Annotated in this window: 11 protein-coding genes; 1 reads left to right on the top strand and 10 read right to left on the bottom strand. The window is 71.1% G+C overall.

What is annotated here, in order from left to right:
- Nucleotides 1-26: 26 nt before the first annotated feature.
- Genes ACWDEX_RS32650 through ACWDEX_RS32625 form a run of 6 tightly spaced genes read right to left on the bottom strand, consistent with a single transcriptional unit; the run spans nt 27 to nt 7,681 of the window.
- On the bottom strand, nt 27-2,786 hold the full coding sequence (locus ACWDEX_RS32650) for a hypothetical protein (RefSeq protein ID WP_450468088.1): 2,760 nt from the start codon (nt 2,784-2,786) through the stop codon (nt 27-29).
- Nucleotides 2,787-3,143 (bottom strand): hypothetical protein, encoded by a 357-nt coding sequence (locus tag ACWDEX_RS32645; RefSeq protein WP_450468087.1) that lies wholly within the window; start codon nt 3,141-3,143, stop codon nt 2,787-2,789. It abuts the gene before it with no gap.
- Nucleotides 3,140-5,833: an ATP-binding protein gene (locus ACWDEX_RS32640; protein WP_450468086.1), complete on the bottom strand. Its 2,694-nt coding sequence runs from the start codon at nt 5,831-5,833 to the stop codon at nt 3,140-3,142. The genes ACWDEX_RS32645 and ACWDEX_RS32640 overlap by 4 nt, the downstream gene beginning before the upstream one ends.
- A complete protein-coding gene (locus ACWDEX_RS32635) occupies nt 5,830-6,414 on the bottom strand; it encodes a hypothetical protein (RefSeq protein WP_450468085.1) in 585 nt (194 codons plus the stop codon). Before ACWDEX_RS32635 ends, ACWDEX_RS32640 begins: the two co-directional genes overlap by 4 nt.
- Nucleotides 6,411-6,752, bottom strand: a complete 342-nt coding sequence (locus ACWDEX_RS32630; protein ID WP_450468084.1) for a hypothetical protein — start codon at nt 6,750-6,752, stop codon at nt 6,411-6,413. Before ACWDEX_RS32630 ends, ACWDEX_RS32635 begins: the two co-directional genes overlap by 4 nt.
- Nucleotides 6,749-7,681: a conjugal transfer protein gene (locus ACWDEX_RS32625; protein WP_450468083.1), complete on the bottom strand. Its 933-nt coding sequence runs from the start codon at nt 7,679-7,681 to the stop codon at nt 6,749-6,751. The genes ACWDEX_RS32630 and ACWDEX_RS32625 overlap by 4 nt, the downstream gene beginning before the upstream one ends.
- Nucleotides 7,682-8,375: 694 nt before the next feature.
- Between ACWDEX_RS32625 and ACWDEX_RS32620 the strand changes: the two genes are divergently transcribed.
- Complete coding sequence (locus ACWDEX_RS32620) at nt 8,376-9,809, top strand: hypothetical protein (RefSeq protein WP_450468082.1); 1,434 nt, start codon at nt 8,376-8,378, stop codon at nt 9,807-9,809.
- Nucleotides 9,810-10,489: 680 nt separating this feature from the next.
- On the opposite strand, the gene ACWDEX_RS32615 is transcribed toward ACWDEX_RS32620, so the two are convergent.
- The 4 genes from ACWDEX_RS32615 to ACWDEX_RS32600 all read right to left on the bottom strand — a co-directional run bounded on the left by ACWDEX_RS32615 (nt 10,490) and on the right by ACWDEX_RS32600 (nt 13,582).
- A complete protein-coding gene (locus tag ACWDEX_RS32615; protein ID WP_450468081.1) occupies nt 10,490-10,657 on the bottom strand; it encodes a hypothetical protein in 168 nt (55 codons plus the stop codon).
- A gap of 122 nt (nt 10,658-10,779) precedes the next feature.
- Nucleotides 10,780-11,538, bottom strand: coding sequence for a DNA cytosine methyltransferase (locus ACWDEX_RS32610; protein WP_450468115.1), 759 nt, complete (start codon nt 11,536-11,538; stop codon nt 10,780-10,782).
- A 445-nt stretch (nt 11,539-11,983) separates the two neighbouring features.
- Nucleotides 11,984-12,616: a hypothetical protein gene (locus tag ACWDEX_RS32605; protein WP_450468080.1), complete on the bottom strand. Its 633-nt coding sequence runs from the start codon at nt 12,614-12,616 to the stop codon at nt 11,984-11,986.
- A 345-nt stretch (nt 12,617-12,961) separates the two neighbouring features.
- Complete coding sequence (locus tag ACWDEX_RS32600; RefSeq protein ID WP_450468079.1) at nt 12,962-13,582, bottom strand: class I SAM-dependent methyltransferase; 621 nt, start codon at nt 13,580-13,582, stop codon at nt 12,962-12,964.
- Nucleotides 13,583-13,731: the final 149 nt, after the last annotated feature.

Genomic DNA, 13,731 nt, shown 5'->3' with positions numbered 1-13,731 from the left:
CCGCCGGACGCGGTGTCCCGGCGGCCTCACTCGTCGTCACCGTCCTCGTCCCGCCGCCGGGCCCGTTCCTGGCGTAGGCGTTCGGCCTCGGGCGCGGTCCGCCGCATCAGCTCCTGCATTCGGGCCCGCGCCTCGTCACGCGCCCGGTTGCGCGCGCTCCCGCCCCCGGGAAGAACAGGCCCGCCCAGATCGGGCCGAGGCCGCGGCGCTGGGCCGTCCCGGCGCGGGAGTGGTGCCGGAGGCGGAGTGGTCGCGGGACCGCCCGCCGAGGGAGCGGGCCGAGCGGGGGCAGGAGCCGGACGGCCCCCCGACGGACGGCCGGACGGTGCAGGACGCGCAGGCGTTGCCGGGCGCGGGGACGGCGCCGGCGTGGCTGCAGTCGGTAGGCGGCGGTTGGCGAACGGACTGGGCCCGCCGCTGTCGCTGTTCTCCCGCAGGACACGGGCCACGTGACGCCCCGTGTCTGCCCAGGCCCGGCCGTCCTCGCGGACAGTGTTGCCCCATACCCGCACCTGCTGGCGGGCGTCCTGGGAGTAGCGCGAGCCCCCCGACCATGCCCTGCGGACAGTGGCCGGCAGACCGACCGTCGCCCCGTACGCGGCCCGGCCGCCCCGGTTGAGGATGCGGTACCCGCGGAAACGGACCAGCCGGTTGTGGGCCCGGGTCGACAGCAGTGTGCGGCCACTGTTCTGGTCGTGCAGCACCTGGCCGGTGTTGCGGTCGACGACCTGCCCCAGCTCATTGCGGTACGGGTCGGGCGGCCCGGAGCGACGACGCGGACCTGCGCCGCCTGAACCACCGCCACCGCCGTCCGGCATCCCGCCCGCGCCCGGGTCGCCGTCGGCGGTGGGCTTGCGCCACTTGGCCAACTGCTCCCTGTCCGGGCGGCGGCCGATCAGCAGCCAGTGCGCGCCCTTCACGCCATACCGCGCCCCGAACCCGGCGACGGCCCCCGCGGCGGTGACCGGAGCGAGACCGCGCCCAGCCTCAGCGGTGGCGTCCGCGAGGATTCCACCGGTGTCCACCGGCATGCCCGCACCATCGAACAGAGAGGTCAGCGCGCCCATCAGCCGCTGGCGGGTGCCGAGCACCCCGAACCGGCCGCCACCGCCACCCGTGAAGGCACGCAGCCCACCCCCGTATCCGCCCAGCGCGGCGGGGGAGTTCATGGCAAGCGCGGCACCGAGCTCGGAGGTGTCGCCGGGCATGTGGGTGCCGCCGACTTTGGCGTAGCGCATCCGCATGGCCATGCGTCGCCCGAAGGAGGTGATCGACGTCAGCAGTCGGCGGTGTCCGGCAGCACCAGCGATGGCGAGCACGTCGATCAGCAGGATCCGCTCCACCATCAGCTGGGGGCCGTTGGTGATGGTGGCGTCCACGGCGATACCGAAGAAGGGCACGAAGGCGCAGATGCCGATCATCGCGAGGATCGCGATACCCCACAGCGACAGCCACTTCCACACCGACTGCCGCGCGGGCCCTGGCAGCATGCCAGCGACGAAGGTGACGCCGCCCGCGGCGGCGGCCCCGACGCAGATGCCCTGGGTGCCGAGCAGGACGATCACGGAGGACAGGAGCATGCCGCAGATGAACAGCGCGGCAATCAGCAACAGGGCGGCGCCGCCAACCCGCCACCAGGTGGGCTTCTCGGCATAAGCAGCGCACGACTTGCCCACCGGCCCGGCCTTCTTCAGATCAGCGAGGAACGCGGCGAACCTCTGATCTTCATCGCTGACGATGGCATTGGAAGCGTCCAGGAGATCGCCACCAGGGGTGAGCGACGGCAGGGTGTCGCTCTTGGTGTTGTCGGCACCAACCCTCGGGTTGTTGTCGACGCCGCGCTCGCAGTACTTCTTCGCCACGCCCTTGATCCGGCTGCAGGCATCCTTCGCCTTCTCTGAAGGGGCTGTGGTCGGCGTGTATCCGCCAGTGATCCACTTGAGGTGGACGGCGTAGGCCTTGCGGTCGGACTCCTTGGCGGGATCGAGGATGCGCCCGTACTGCAGCAGCATGTACGGCTTGACGATCAGCACGTTCGTGATCGAGTCCTGGACCGGGCGGGCCACCTCGGCCGCAGAGACCGGGCCTTCGCCCTGCAACTGCTCGCACTTGATCTCCTCGTGGCCGGCCATGCCATCGCACGGCCCCTGACTGGCGATCTTGCCGCCCCAGTCGTAGGAGTTGACGGACTGCTGAGCGACCTCGGCAGCCACCTGCTGGCTCTGGCCCAGCGGCCCGTCCTGGGCAAGCAGGTAGTCGGGACGGACGAAGGCAGAGGCCGCGACCGCACCGATCAGCAGCGTCAGGAACATCTCGCCCAGACCACGTCCCACCCGGCCACGCACCAGCATGAAGCCGGTGAACACGAACGCCCAGGCCAGCAGCAGACCCTTCAGCCCGAGGGAGTCGACGACCACGTGGTTGTAGGCATCGGCAACCTTCTGCGCCGGGTGGATGAGAATCTTCAGCAGCGGGAACCGGAAGGCCATCTCGATCGCCCACCCCGCCAGCCCGACCAGCAGCCGGATCAGCGTGAACAGCCCCGACAGGGCGAAGGCAAGGGCCTGGGACTTGAACGCGACGATGGAGCCACCTGATGCGTTCAGCTCGTATCCGTCGATCGGCACCCCCTCCGAGGAGGTGATGTTCAGAGGGGAGAGCAGGTCCCCCGTCTCGCTGCCGCTGCTCGCCGCGTACACGACCTGGGTGTTCACCACGACGAACACGCCGGTGAGCAGCATGACGAAGCCGGCCGAGCGGAGCAGGCCGCGGTCTGGACGCCACATTCAGTGCCGCCTTTGCCCAGCGGCGCTCCGGCGCCGCCACAGGACGAGGGCGGCCAGGCCGGCGGCGGGCGGCACCAGCTTCCACGCCGCACCACCGTGTCCCTCGGTGCCTTGGGAGGTGGTGGTGCCGCGCTCGCAGTACGCCTTGGCCGGCCCCCAGATCCGCTCGCACGGGTCCTGGCGCACGGAGCGGGTGCGGGAATCGGTGGCGAAGGCCTGCCCGGTGTGCGGCCACCACGCCTTTGGTACATCCACCCCGATGGCGAGGACGACTGCGCCGACTACGACAACGATCACGGTGAGGACGCTCGCGGCCGCAGTCACGCGCCGGGAGCGGTCCCAGGAAGGAGACGTCATCGGGCGTGTTCCTCCAAACGGGCATCCACACCCTCACCGGCAAGCGGCTCAGCCGCACAAGGCGAGGCAGCACTCGTGCGGCGTCCTGGCGTCGTGGTGATAGACGTGGTGATGCGGGCGATGCGGGGGATGGAGACCTTGATGCGACCGGTGTTCTGCCGCGGGCAGGTCAGCAAGAACTCGCCCTCCCGGCCCTTCTGCCCGACGGGAGACAGCCCGGTGGTCACCAGCCGCAGCAGCTCCGGGTCGTTCGGATCGAGCCCGACGAACTCCAGCCCTCGGCGGGCACGTTCACGGTCGGCGGTGCGGGCGAGTGCCCGGTAGGCCATCAGCCCGCGGTCAGGGCCAAGCTCTTCGGCGTCGTGGGATCCGGCGAGCAGGCCGGCGCCGTGCTTGCGACCGTCGTGGAGGATCTCATGGACCAAGGCGGTGCCCTCAGCGGACGAGGTGAGCCAGTACAGCTCATCCAGGACAACCGCGGTGAACCGCTCAGGGTCCTCGAACGCGGTCTGCCGGGCGATCGCGGCAATCAGGTAGAGCACTGCGCGGCCGATCAGCGCCTCCAGCGGCTGCTGGTGCAGGACCTCCGGCTGGGCGAACGCGGCCTTCGGCGGCAGCTTCAACCCGGTCGTGGTGATCACGATCATGTCGGAGGTGCTGGAGGCATCCAGCCGTACCGGCGGCAGCGTCGGGTCGAAGACCATCCGTGCCAGGGAGTTGGTGGCGACGACCCGAATGAGGCCGGCGAGGGTAGCGGCTGCGTCCTGCCGTTTGCCCGCCTCGCTCGTGGCCATCTCCTCGAGGACCCCAAGGACGCGGTGCATGGAGGGGGCGTCGCTGAGGGCAGCTTGCTCGACGGCGTGGTAGAGGACCTCGCCGCCTGTGCTCATCGGGCCGATGCCGAGCTGCAGGGTGAGGTAGGACAGGGCGTAGTGGCGGCCCTCCGGTCCGTCGAACATCCGCAGCGGGTCGATGGACACCTCGGCCTGCGCGGCGTCGATGATCTGGACGCGGCCCTTGGCCGCGGTGCGGGCGAAGGTGGCCCACTCACGTACGGGGGTGCGGTCGATGCAGATCGCGCAGCCACCGCGCGCCCACACCGCCTCCGCGATCAGCTTCTGCAGGACGCTCTTGCCCGCGCCGAGATCCCCGACGATGCCCATGGAGGCGGACGCATCGACCTTGGGCGCATCCGCCACGTTGATCATGACGGGGCGGGTGGTGCCGCAGTCCAGGTCGATGCCCAGGAACATCCCGTTGGGGTCGCCGACCTCCGCAGCGGTGAAGGCCCCACCCAACGCCCAGTCTTCGGAGACCTGGTGCTGGGTGAACTCCCGCACGACACCTGGCCGTACGGTGCCGGGCAGCCCCAGAGTGAACAAAGCCTCCTGCAGGCCGGCCGGGCGCACGGCCCGGTAGTCGGCGCCGCCAAGCAGCGCGGCCAGGGCCCGGGCCCGGGCGTCGCAGACGGCCGCCGTCGGCCCCCACACCGTCAGCACGGTCACCGACTGCACCTCGACCTCCACGCTGGTGCGGGAGAGACGGGCATCCAGCTCGCCCAGGTCGCGGGCAGCCTCGGTCAAGGAGGCGGGCATGCCGGTCGGGCGGGCGTCGTACTGGTCGGCCTGGTCGATGAGTTCGTTCTTCTTGCGCCGCACCTGGTCGCGGGCCTTCTCCGCGGGCACGAGCGTCAGGTCAACGGTGTAGTCGACAGGAAAGTCGAGGGTTTCCAGCTGGGCGAACAGATCGGCGGCGTCCTGGCTGACCGCGGGCGGGCACTCGGCCAGCGCCAACTGCGCCTGGTAGCCCACCCCGGTGTCGGACTCGACCTGCAGCCAGCGCCGCCCCAGCGGCGAGCCGGTGTTCACTCGCCACCAGGCCTTGCGACCCGACCGCGTGATCCGGCCCGCGCTCTTGAGCTCGTCGACGTCGTCGAATTCGGGGTCGATGCCACCTTCCTGCAGGCGCACCTGGCCCAGGTCGGCGTAACTGGGGGAGCGCAGCACACCGTCACGGAGCTGCCCGCCGTACATCTCGCTGGTCTCGGCCTCCGCCAGCAGCGGCTCGGCAAGGCCGCGGTGGAGGGCGTGCTGGATCATCCACACGATCTCCGCCGGACGGGCCGGGCGGAAGGCGATGCCACCGGCGAGCGCGGTCTCCACCCGGGAGGCCTGCTCGCGGTAGGCGCTCACCTCGCGCCGGGCCACCGGCGCCGGGCGCATGCCCAGCATCGGCGCGACCTCGGCCCACGCCGCGCCGAGGGACGCCGACACCTGCAGGCCGCCTGTCTCGGTCTGCAGGGGCACGGCCAGCCACAGGGTGCGGCGGTGCATCTCCTGGTCGTCCAGCAGGTCGAGGGTGGTCTCGACGTTCTCCACCCACGGGTGCCGGCCCGCACCGGATGGCTGCTCGGCCGGCTCGATGCCCTCGATCATCCGCAGGGCCACCTCGCCCGGGTCGACCTGGGCGCACATGCCGTACAGGCGCGGGGCCCCGGACAGCGAGCGCACCAAGTGGGTGATCTTTGCCAGCTGTTCGTCGCGGACGGCGGCGGGCACGTAGGTGCCCTGGACGGTCTCCTCGCGACGGCCCTGCGCGTCCGGGCCCGGGTGAAGGCGGTAGACGGCCCACACGCTGCCCTGCGTCGACCACACCAGGTGCCCGGCGATGTGACGGATCGGAACCCTCACCGCACACCCCCTTGCTGGGCGAGCGCGAGCAGCTGCTGCACACCCGACACCGGCCCCGCCGCCACGGCGGGAGCACCTGGCTGTGTGCGGCGGCGTGCGGACGAGCGGTCTGCGGCCGGGCGCGGGCTCGGGTGCGGCGCCCGGGCTGGACGCTGCTGAACCCCAGGGGAGGGTGCGGTCTGCGCTGTGGGGCCGGTCGCGGGCGCGGCCTCGATGGTGAAGCCGCCTAGCAGCGGGTGGGGAGCGCGGTCGCGGGCGGCCCGCCCGCCGATCCGCCCTCCGCGGGGCTGCCAGCCGAGCAGCACCCACCCCAAAGCGGCCTGCATCGGGGCACGGCCCCGGATCTTCGGCCGGCGCACCATCCAGATGAACAGGACCCACGCGGCGATGGGGACTGGCCCCATCCACGACCACCAGCCGATGGTCTTGATCAGGAGGAAGCCGCCGCTGACAGCGACCGCGATCTGCGCGGGCGTGTACGGGCCGAGCGGGATCTTCCAGTCGGCGACCTTGCCCAGTACCCAGGGATGGCGGCGGGCAGCGGTGTAGAAGCGGCCCACCCGTGCCGCTGCCGCGGTCACAGCCAGCCCCCGGCGCCCGGCGAGTGGTCACGAGAGGCCGGGAGCTCGGACTGGACGATCCCAGGAGCCGCGGGCGCGCCCTTGGACGGGTTTTTCACCTCGTCGGTGAACATGTTCGCCAGCTCGTTGCGCGAGTTGTACAGACCGAGCGCGATCACCATCAGCAGCAGGGCACCGATCCCCGCTTTGAGGCTGAACTTCTGGATCATGATGACGACGACGAGGCAGATCAGCCCGGCCTGCAGGCCCTTGGTCGCCCACTCCTTGAACATGTTGATCCACGAGTTGCCGAGGTCGTCCAGCTGCCCGGCGAGCACCAGGCCGTGCACCGTGTTCATCGGGAACCCCCGTCCTGGGCAGTCCCGGACTCCAGCGCGGCGACTTCCCACCGGCCCGAGCGGGCCCTGAGCGTGAGCTCATACGCCAGCGGCCACCGACCGGTGGCGTCCCGGGCTTCCACCGAGGCGAGGACCCTCACCTTGGTGCCGTCCGCCGGCACCCGCTCGGCGGCCGCGGCCTCCTCGATGGAGGACACCTGCTGGACGGCGACCGCCGTGTAGGGGGCGGGGGAGACGGCGGTGAGCTTCACACCGGGCGCGAGGTAGCGGTCGACCTCGCCGGCACCTGTCAGATAGGCGGTGAGGAACTCTCCGACCGCGGACGACAGATCACCCTCCGGGACGGTCACGGCATACGACGACTTCGCCACCTCGGCCCGGGCCGGGCTGGCCACCACTGCGGGCGCACCGGTCACCGCGAACGAGGAGCCCGTGCTGTCGGAGGCCACCGGCAACGTGTAGTACCGCACCGATCCGTTGGCGTACTGCGCAGCCACCGTCACCGACCACGCGCCGCCTGCGCGCTGCGCACTGCGCACCGCCGTCACCAACTGAGGCGCCGATTGCGCATCGGCGGCCGGGTCGGGCAGCTCGACGTCCGGCGCCATCGACTGCGCAAGCCGCGCCTGCGCACTCGTCTCGTCGTTCGCGTCGCTGCGCAGCCACGCGCCGACGAACACCTGCGCATAACCGCCCGGGTCGGTGGCGGCCGTCGCGCTGCGCACGGCGGTGGGCTTGGTCGCGGGGGCCGCCGCGACCGTGGTCGGGGTGGAGGCGACGGCGACACACAGGGCGATGGGGCCTGCCGCGATGACGGTCCAGACCGCCACGCGTGAGAGGCGTACGCGGCGGCGCATCGCCTCCAGCCGGGCGCCGGCCACCATCGGAGCAGCGGCCTCGGTCTGTGAGGCCTGCTTGCCAGGGGACATGGTCAAACTCCCAGGTCAGAACGGATGTTGCTGACCTCGAGAAAACCCGTCGACCCCGACCCGACCACCGACCACGAACCCCCGACCATGGTCACGATGGGGACACGAAGTCCATGGTCGGGGTCATGGTCGGCCCGACCACGGGCCCGACCATGGATCAGGCGCCGGCTGTCGACAGGCCATCGCCCCCGGCGCACGTTCCCCGGACCCGGGGCCGCTGTGCGATCACGTGCCGCTCGCCCACCGGACCCGGACACCGATGTGCACACGGAAGCCGACCGGGCCGCGACAGATGCCTGCGCAGTGCGCCAGACGGACCTGCGCACGAGAAGATCAGGAATCCTCGGGCGGACTGCGCAGCCTCCCTGGCACAACTCGACTGCGCAGGATCCTCGGCCGGTTGCGCAGCCCGATTGCGCAACGCCCGTTCGGGGCTGCGCAGTCGCTGAGTGCCCGGGTTGAAGGTGCGTGGTCGGCCCGACCATGAGCCCGACCACGGCAGCTGGGCGGCTCCGTTGCTGGATCGTGATCGATGGTCGGGGCTCGTGGCCGTCGGCCTGGTCGGGGTCGGCGGGTGAGCTGACGACATGGAACACACGCATGCCCGCGCACCCGGGTCAGCCGACCGCCCCACCTCGGCGGGCCCGGTGCGCTGCCTTGGCCACCACGCGCGGCCCGCTTCAGGGGCACGGCGGTGAGCCGCTTCGGGGCAGGCGTCCGGCGGGGGGTGATGGCGGCCGACCAGTTCACCCAGATCGCCAATGGGCTGTTCCGCGACAGTCGGCTGTCCTTCAAAGCGAAGGGGATCTTCGGGTACGTCAGCACGCACCAGGACGGCTGGCAGGTCACCCTCGCCCACCTCGTTGCCGTCGGGCCCGACGGGCGGGAGGCGGTCCGCGCCGGCCTGAAGGACCTGGAACGGTACGGCTACCTCATCCGCGAACGCCTGCGGCGCCCGAACGGAACGCTCGGCGAGGTCGTCTACTCGATCACCGACCGCCCTGCCACCCTCGACGTCGCCCTGCTGGAAGCTACGTCCACCCTCGCGATCGAAGACGAACACGACGTCGGCTTCGGGGCGGGGATCCGGCGGGGGGTGATGGCGGCCGACCAGTTCACCCAGATCGCCAATGGGCTGTTCCGCGACAGTCGGCTGTCCTTCAAAGCGAAGGGGATCTTCGGGTACGTCAGCACGCACCGGGACGGCTGGCAGGTCACGGTGGCCGAACTGGTGCGCCGGGGTCGCGAAGGCGTCGACGCGGTCGCCACCGGGCTTCACCAGCTGGAGCGGCACGGATTCCTCTACCGCACCCGCGAGCGGAACCCCGACGGCACGCTCGGCCAGGCGCTGTACTTCATCACCGACCTGCCCGGCCTGCAAAACCCCAGGTCGCAACCAGAGTCGGGTTTTCCAAGATTGGCTGAGCCTACGTTGGCTGATCCCGGCACTAAGAACACCAAGAGAAAGAAGACCAACAAGCAGAACACCAGACCCCTCCGTCCGTGCCGCGGCGAACCGTCGCGAACACCTGGACGGACGGGCCAGCCGGACATGCCGACTTCTCCGCCAGCCGCGCCCGTGGCGGATGAGATGCACCCGGGAATCCTGCTGCTGCTCCAACTCGGGGCGGCTCGCCCCGAGCTGCTGCTGACTGGGCAGGCGCTGACCGATCAAGGCCGCGTCGTGACGGTGATGCTGGAGTCCGGCTGGAGCCGCGAGCAGCTGCGGCACGTCATCGCTGCCCGGCCCCTGCCGAATCCGGTGCGGACCACGGTCGGCGCGATCATTGCCGCCCGCCTGCGCGCCGCCCAGGCCTACCCGCCGCCCGCCATCGCGGCCGACCACCACGACACACCCGCCTGGGACGTCCCGCCGCCGCAGTCGACCAGCTCTGCCGCCGCGCGGTCGGTGAGCGAGGCCCTCACCTACCGGGCCCTCGTCGAGTGCGCCGGCTGCGGCGTTCCCGGAAGGGCCCCCGGCGAGGACCTCTGCCCGGCCTGCCTCGGCTGGCCGTCGTGCCGCACCTGCCCGGGCCCCACCCCCCGGCGAGCCCACCCCGACGGTGACGGCCGCTGCACCACGTGCGCCTCCGCTTTGACCGACCAACCGGAAGGAAGCAGCCCGTGACCGACACGCTCCACACCCGGCCCCCGACCGCGGCGCACCACGCGCGTCCCTTTACCCGCGATCCGGGGCAGTGGGAGAAGGAATACGCCCGCGCCCTGCGGACCGGCCACGTCCGCGACAGCACCTGCACGGCCGCGTGCGAACTCGTACTCGTCCACGAACACACTCCCTGGGGCTGGATCGCGTGGACCGTCCCCGGTGACGGCCTCCCGCCCGAGACTCCCCACCAGATCGGGGTGCTCCCCCCGGCCGCCACCCGCACCCAGCGGCTGGCCCTGCGCTGGCTGACCAGGCGGCCCGCCCAGCGCATCACCCTGGACCCCGTCCCCGGATCCCTGCGGCTCTCCGCCGCCGCGGTCGCCCTCCTCAGCCTGATCGCCGGCCTGTTCGCTATCGGCTACGGCGTCCCCGTCGACATCGCCCTCCCGGCGATGCTGCTCGCTCCGATACTCGCCGAGCACCTCACCAGCCGACTCGACGCCCGGGCCCGCGAACACGTGCGCAGCGTCGAAGGCGAAGACGCCGTCCGCTACATGCAACGCCTCGCCGCCCTGCACACCTCGCTCGTCCGGGCCGCCGCCGGCAGCGACGGCTACGAGGTGCGCCGATCGGCCGAGATCGGCCAACACCTGATGTGGGACGCCGCGGACCTGCTCCAGACCCGGGACCCCCGTTCGGCCTCAGCCGACCTCATCGCCCGCGAACGGCTGATGCTCCAACTCGCCGACCAGGTTGCTCAACTCCTGAAGCGCACCACCGCCCAGGACGGCACAACGGGCACGGACCAGACCCGCGAACCTGAGCGGCCCTTGGGCCCCTACCCGCCCGGCGTCCGGCCGCCAACTCACCCGACGCCCCAGCACACGCCTGGCACATCACCGCTGAAGGGAACACCCGTCATGACCCAGCCCGAACCCACTCCGGCTGTCCGCACCACCGGCGTCTATCTGCTCTTCGCGCACGAGCCGTACTACCCCGGTCCCGGCACCCAGGAGATCAACACCACAGTAGTGGCGGCCGACACCCTGCTCCACCCGCAGGTCCTCCAGCCCGACGGCGCCCGGATCCACGACCTTCTCACCCAGGGGCGCCAGCCGGGCGAGATCATCCCGCTCGCCACCCTCACCCACGAACTGAACGGCTGCGCCGACTGGCCGACCGTCGGCGACTGGGAGCGCGTCACCATCGACCTGCTGCAGCTCGTCCGATCCGGGAACTGCGATGCCCTCAGCTTCGGCCTGCCCGAGATCGCGCGAGCCCTCGTCTGCATCGGTCCGGACAGCCAAGTGCGCGCCTTCGACGCCGCAGCCGCCGACGACGGCAGGACCTTCAGTGTCTTCTGTGCCGCCCAGGTGGCGACGGTGACCGGCACAGCGTCGCCGACCTGGAGCTTCTGGTCGCCCTCGCTGCCGGCGAAGACGTGGTGTGAGGGGAAGCCTTGGGCACGGGCGTTCTCCACGACGGTCAGGGGCCGGTACTCGCACTCGTCGATGTCCAAGTTCGCGGCGGGGCGCGCGAGGTAGTGGTGGGCGCCGCCCTGCGCGGTGACAGTTCTGATCGGCTCGTTGAGCGGGGTTGGCCGACCGTGGTTGCGGCGGGTGACGATGAACGGCTTGCCGCCGAATTTCCTGTGTCTTTCCTCGACCTGGGCGCGGGCCGCGGCCGAGTACGCCTCGAACTCTTTGCGGTCCTGTCGACCGTCGCCGAACCGGTGGCCTCGCACGTCCATGTCGAGGACCTCGCCGATGCCGCGCATGACCGGCTCCACGCGCACATGGCAGCGCGGTGTCGGGCACACGTAGTAGTACGACTGTTTCGCCGAGGACGGGCGCCCGGATACGGGCTTGCGGCGCAGGTACCCGCCGATGCGGCGGCCGCGTTCGACACCGGGCCAATGCTGAATGCCCTTGACCAGGCCGCACGACGGGCAGAGCGCATCCGGCCTTGGCCGAAGGTCTGGCACCACGCCGAGGTCTTTGCGGACCATCACCCACACGAGCCGGTCGCGGTACTGCGGGACCGGACCGAGGACGCCGTCCGGCGTGTCGACGCCGATGTGCGCGGAGTTCACGCAGGCGATCGTCGGGTGGTAGCCGTGGGGCCCGAGGGCGTCCCACACGCGCAACCAGGCGTCGAACATCCTCGGATTGTTGGTGAAGAAACCCGGCACGTTCTCACCGACGTAGGCCAGCGGTCCGTGGACGTCGGCGTAGCGGATCGGCTCCCACGCCGTCATCCGGGTCTGCGCCCACCGGCTCGGCTTGGCCCCTTGCCGTCGCCGACATCGAACTCTTCCTGGACGCGGGCCCGGAGTTGCCGCCTGCAGGGGTGGCTTCCCGGCAGATCTGAGAGCCGACCAGGACGTCCGCGTAGGGAAGGGTGCGCATGTCGATCGTCTGGATCGCGGCCTCGCGCACGTAGAGGCCCGGGGCGTTGGCGCGCGCGGTGGCGACGGCGGCCGGGTTGTGGTTGGCGCCGAAGCGCGGGGCGTATCCGGCGTTCATGAAGCCGCGGCCGTCGCCCCAGCCTCCGCTGAACAAGTGGCCAGAGGTGTACACGTCACACCTCTGGTCCGCGGCGGCGGTGGGGTTCCCTGCTGCGCAGCCGTCGCAGCTGCCGGGCAGGGCGTCCGCCGGGGTCCCGGGGCGGACGTAGCGAGCCCGCTTGGCGGGCTTCTTCAGCGCGGCCTCGACGGCGTTCTCCAAGGCGCCGAACTCGGGTCCCTCGTCCTCGACGACCACCCCCGGATCGGGTGCTCCCGGCCGGGTGGCCCGCTCGAGGAGTCTGCACCCCCAGTGATCGGTCAAGCGCGGCGCCTATCGCAATCGACCCTCTCGGCGGCCGCACGACCTCGTCGCCGATACGCGGCTCCTTATTGCAAAGCTGCTCTCCCCAACAACGCCGGCCGCCAGCACCGCGGCGGCGGTCGGCCTGGCGCCGGCCGCCTGCCGGGCTTGGTTTCGGCGAGGTCTGCTGCCGCCCTCGGAGCGCCGTAGTTGAGCGGCACCATCGCCTCCCGGGCGAGGACCCACGCGTGCAGCTGGGGGTCGCCGGATTCGGCGGCGGCCCGGGCGGCGGTGGCGAACCAGGCGCGGACAGCGTCGTTTCGGTAAACCGGCCGGACTCTGGGGGGAGTTGTACCGCCAGCGCCCTCAGTCCCGAACGACCGCCGAGGTCACGATCACGCCGCGCGTACCGACAGCGTGGACACGGGATTCGACCTGAGCGAATCCGCATTCCGTCGCCCAATCGCTCGCTTCCTGCGCGGTGCTCGGCAGCGGCACGTCCCGAGCGACGTGGCCCGAGAACAGTTCTGACGGATGGAAGCGCGTGGCCAGCGGCAGTGTGAAACCCAGCTGGCCCCCCTGGCGCAGGGCACGCCGCCAATCGGTAAGCGCTCGGCGTCCCAGGAAGTGGAGCGAGGACGCGCAGAGCACGACGTCGAGGGACTGGTCGGCGACTGGCAAGGGAACGGCGTCGGCAACTTGCCAGTCGATCGCGGTGTCGCATCCAAGGCGTGCGGCCTGGGTCTTGCCCACCGCGACCATCTCGGGAGAGAGATCGATAGCCAGGATGGGCTGGGCAGTGGCGGGCCGACTCTGCGCGAGTTGTAGGGCAACGGCTCCCGCTCCACACGCCACATCAGCGATGACGTGGTCTTCGTCAGGGGCTACCAACGCGATCAGAGCCCGAGCTATCTCCTCGTGGTGGCGGTGATCGTAGCTATCGGCCAGATCGTCGAAGATCCTGTCTAACGGCGTATTCTGCGGCATCGTCTGATGCTAACGACCTCGGGGGAAATTGAGATCTGGGCGTGCTGGCCTCATAGTTCGGCTGGTGTGTGATCAGCAAGCGGTGCCACGGGCGAGGACCAGTTCGGTGCTCGTCTCGCGGCGGGTGGGTCGCTGGGCGGCGCGATCGG

The organism is Streptomyces sp. NPDC001020, from assembly GCF_053599115.1.
This window is presented reverse-complemented; position numbering and strand designations above follow the sequence as displayed.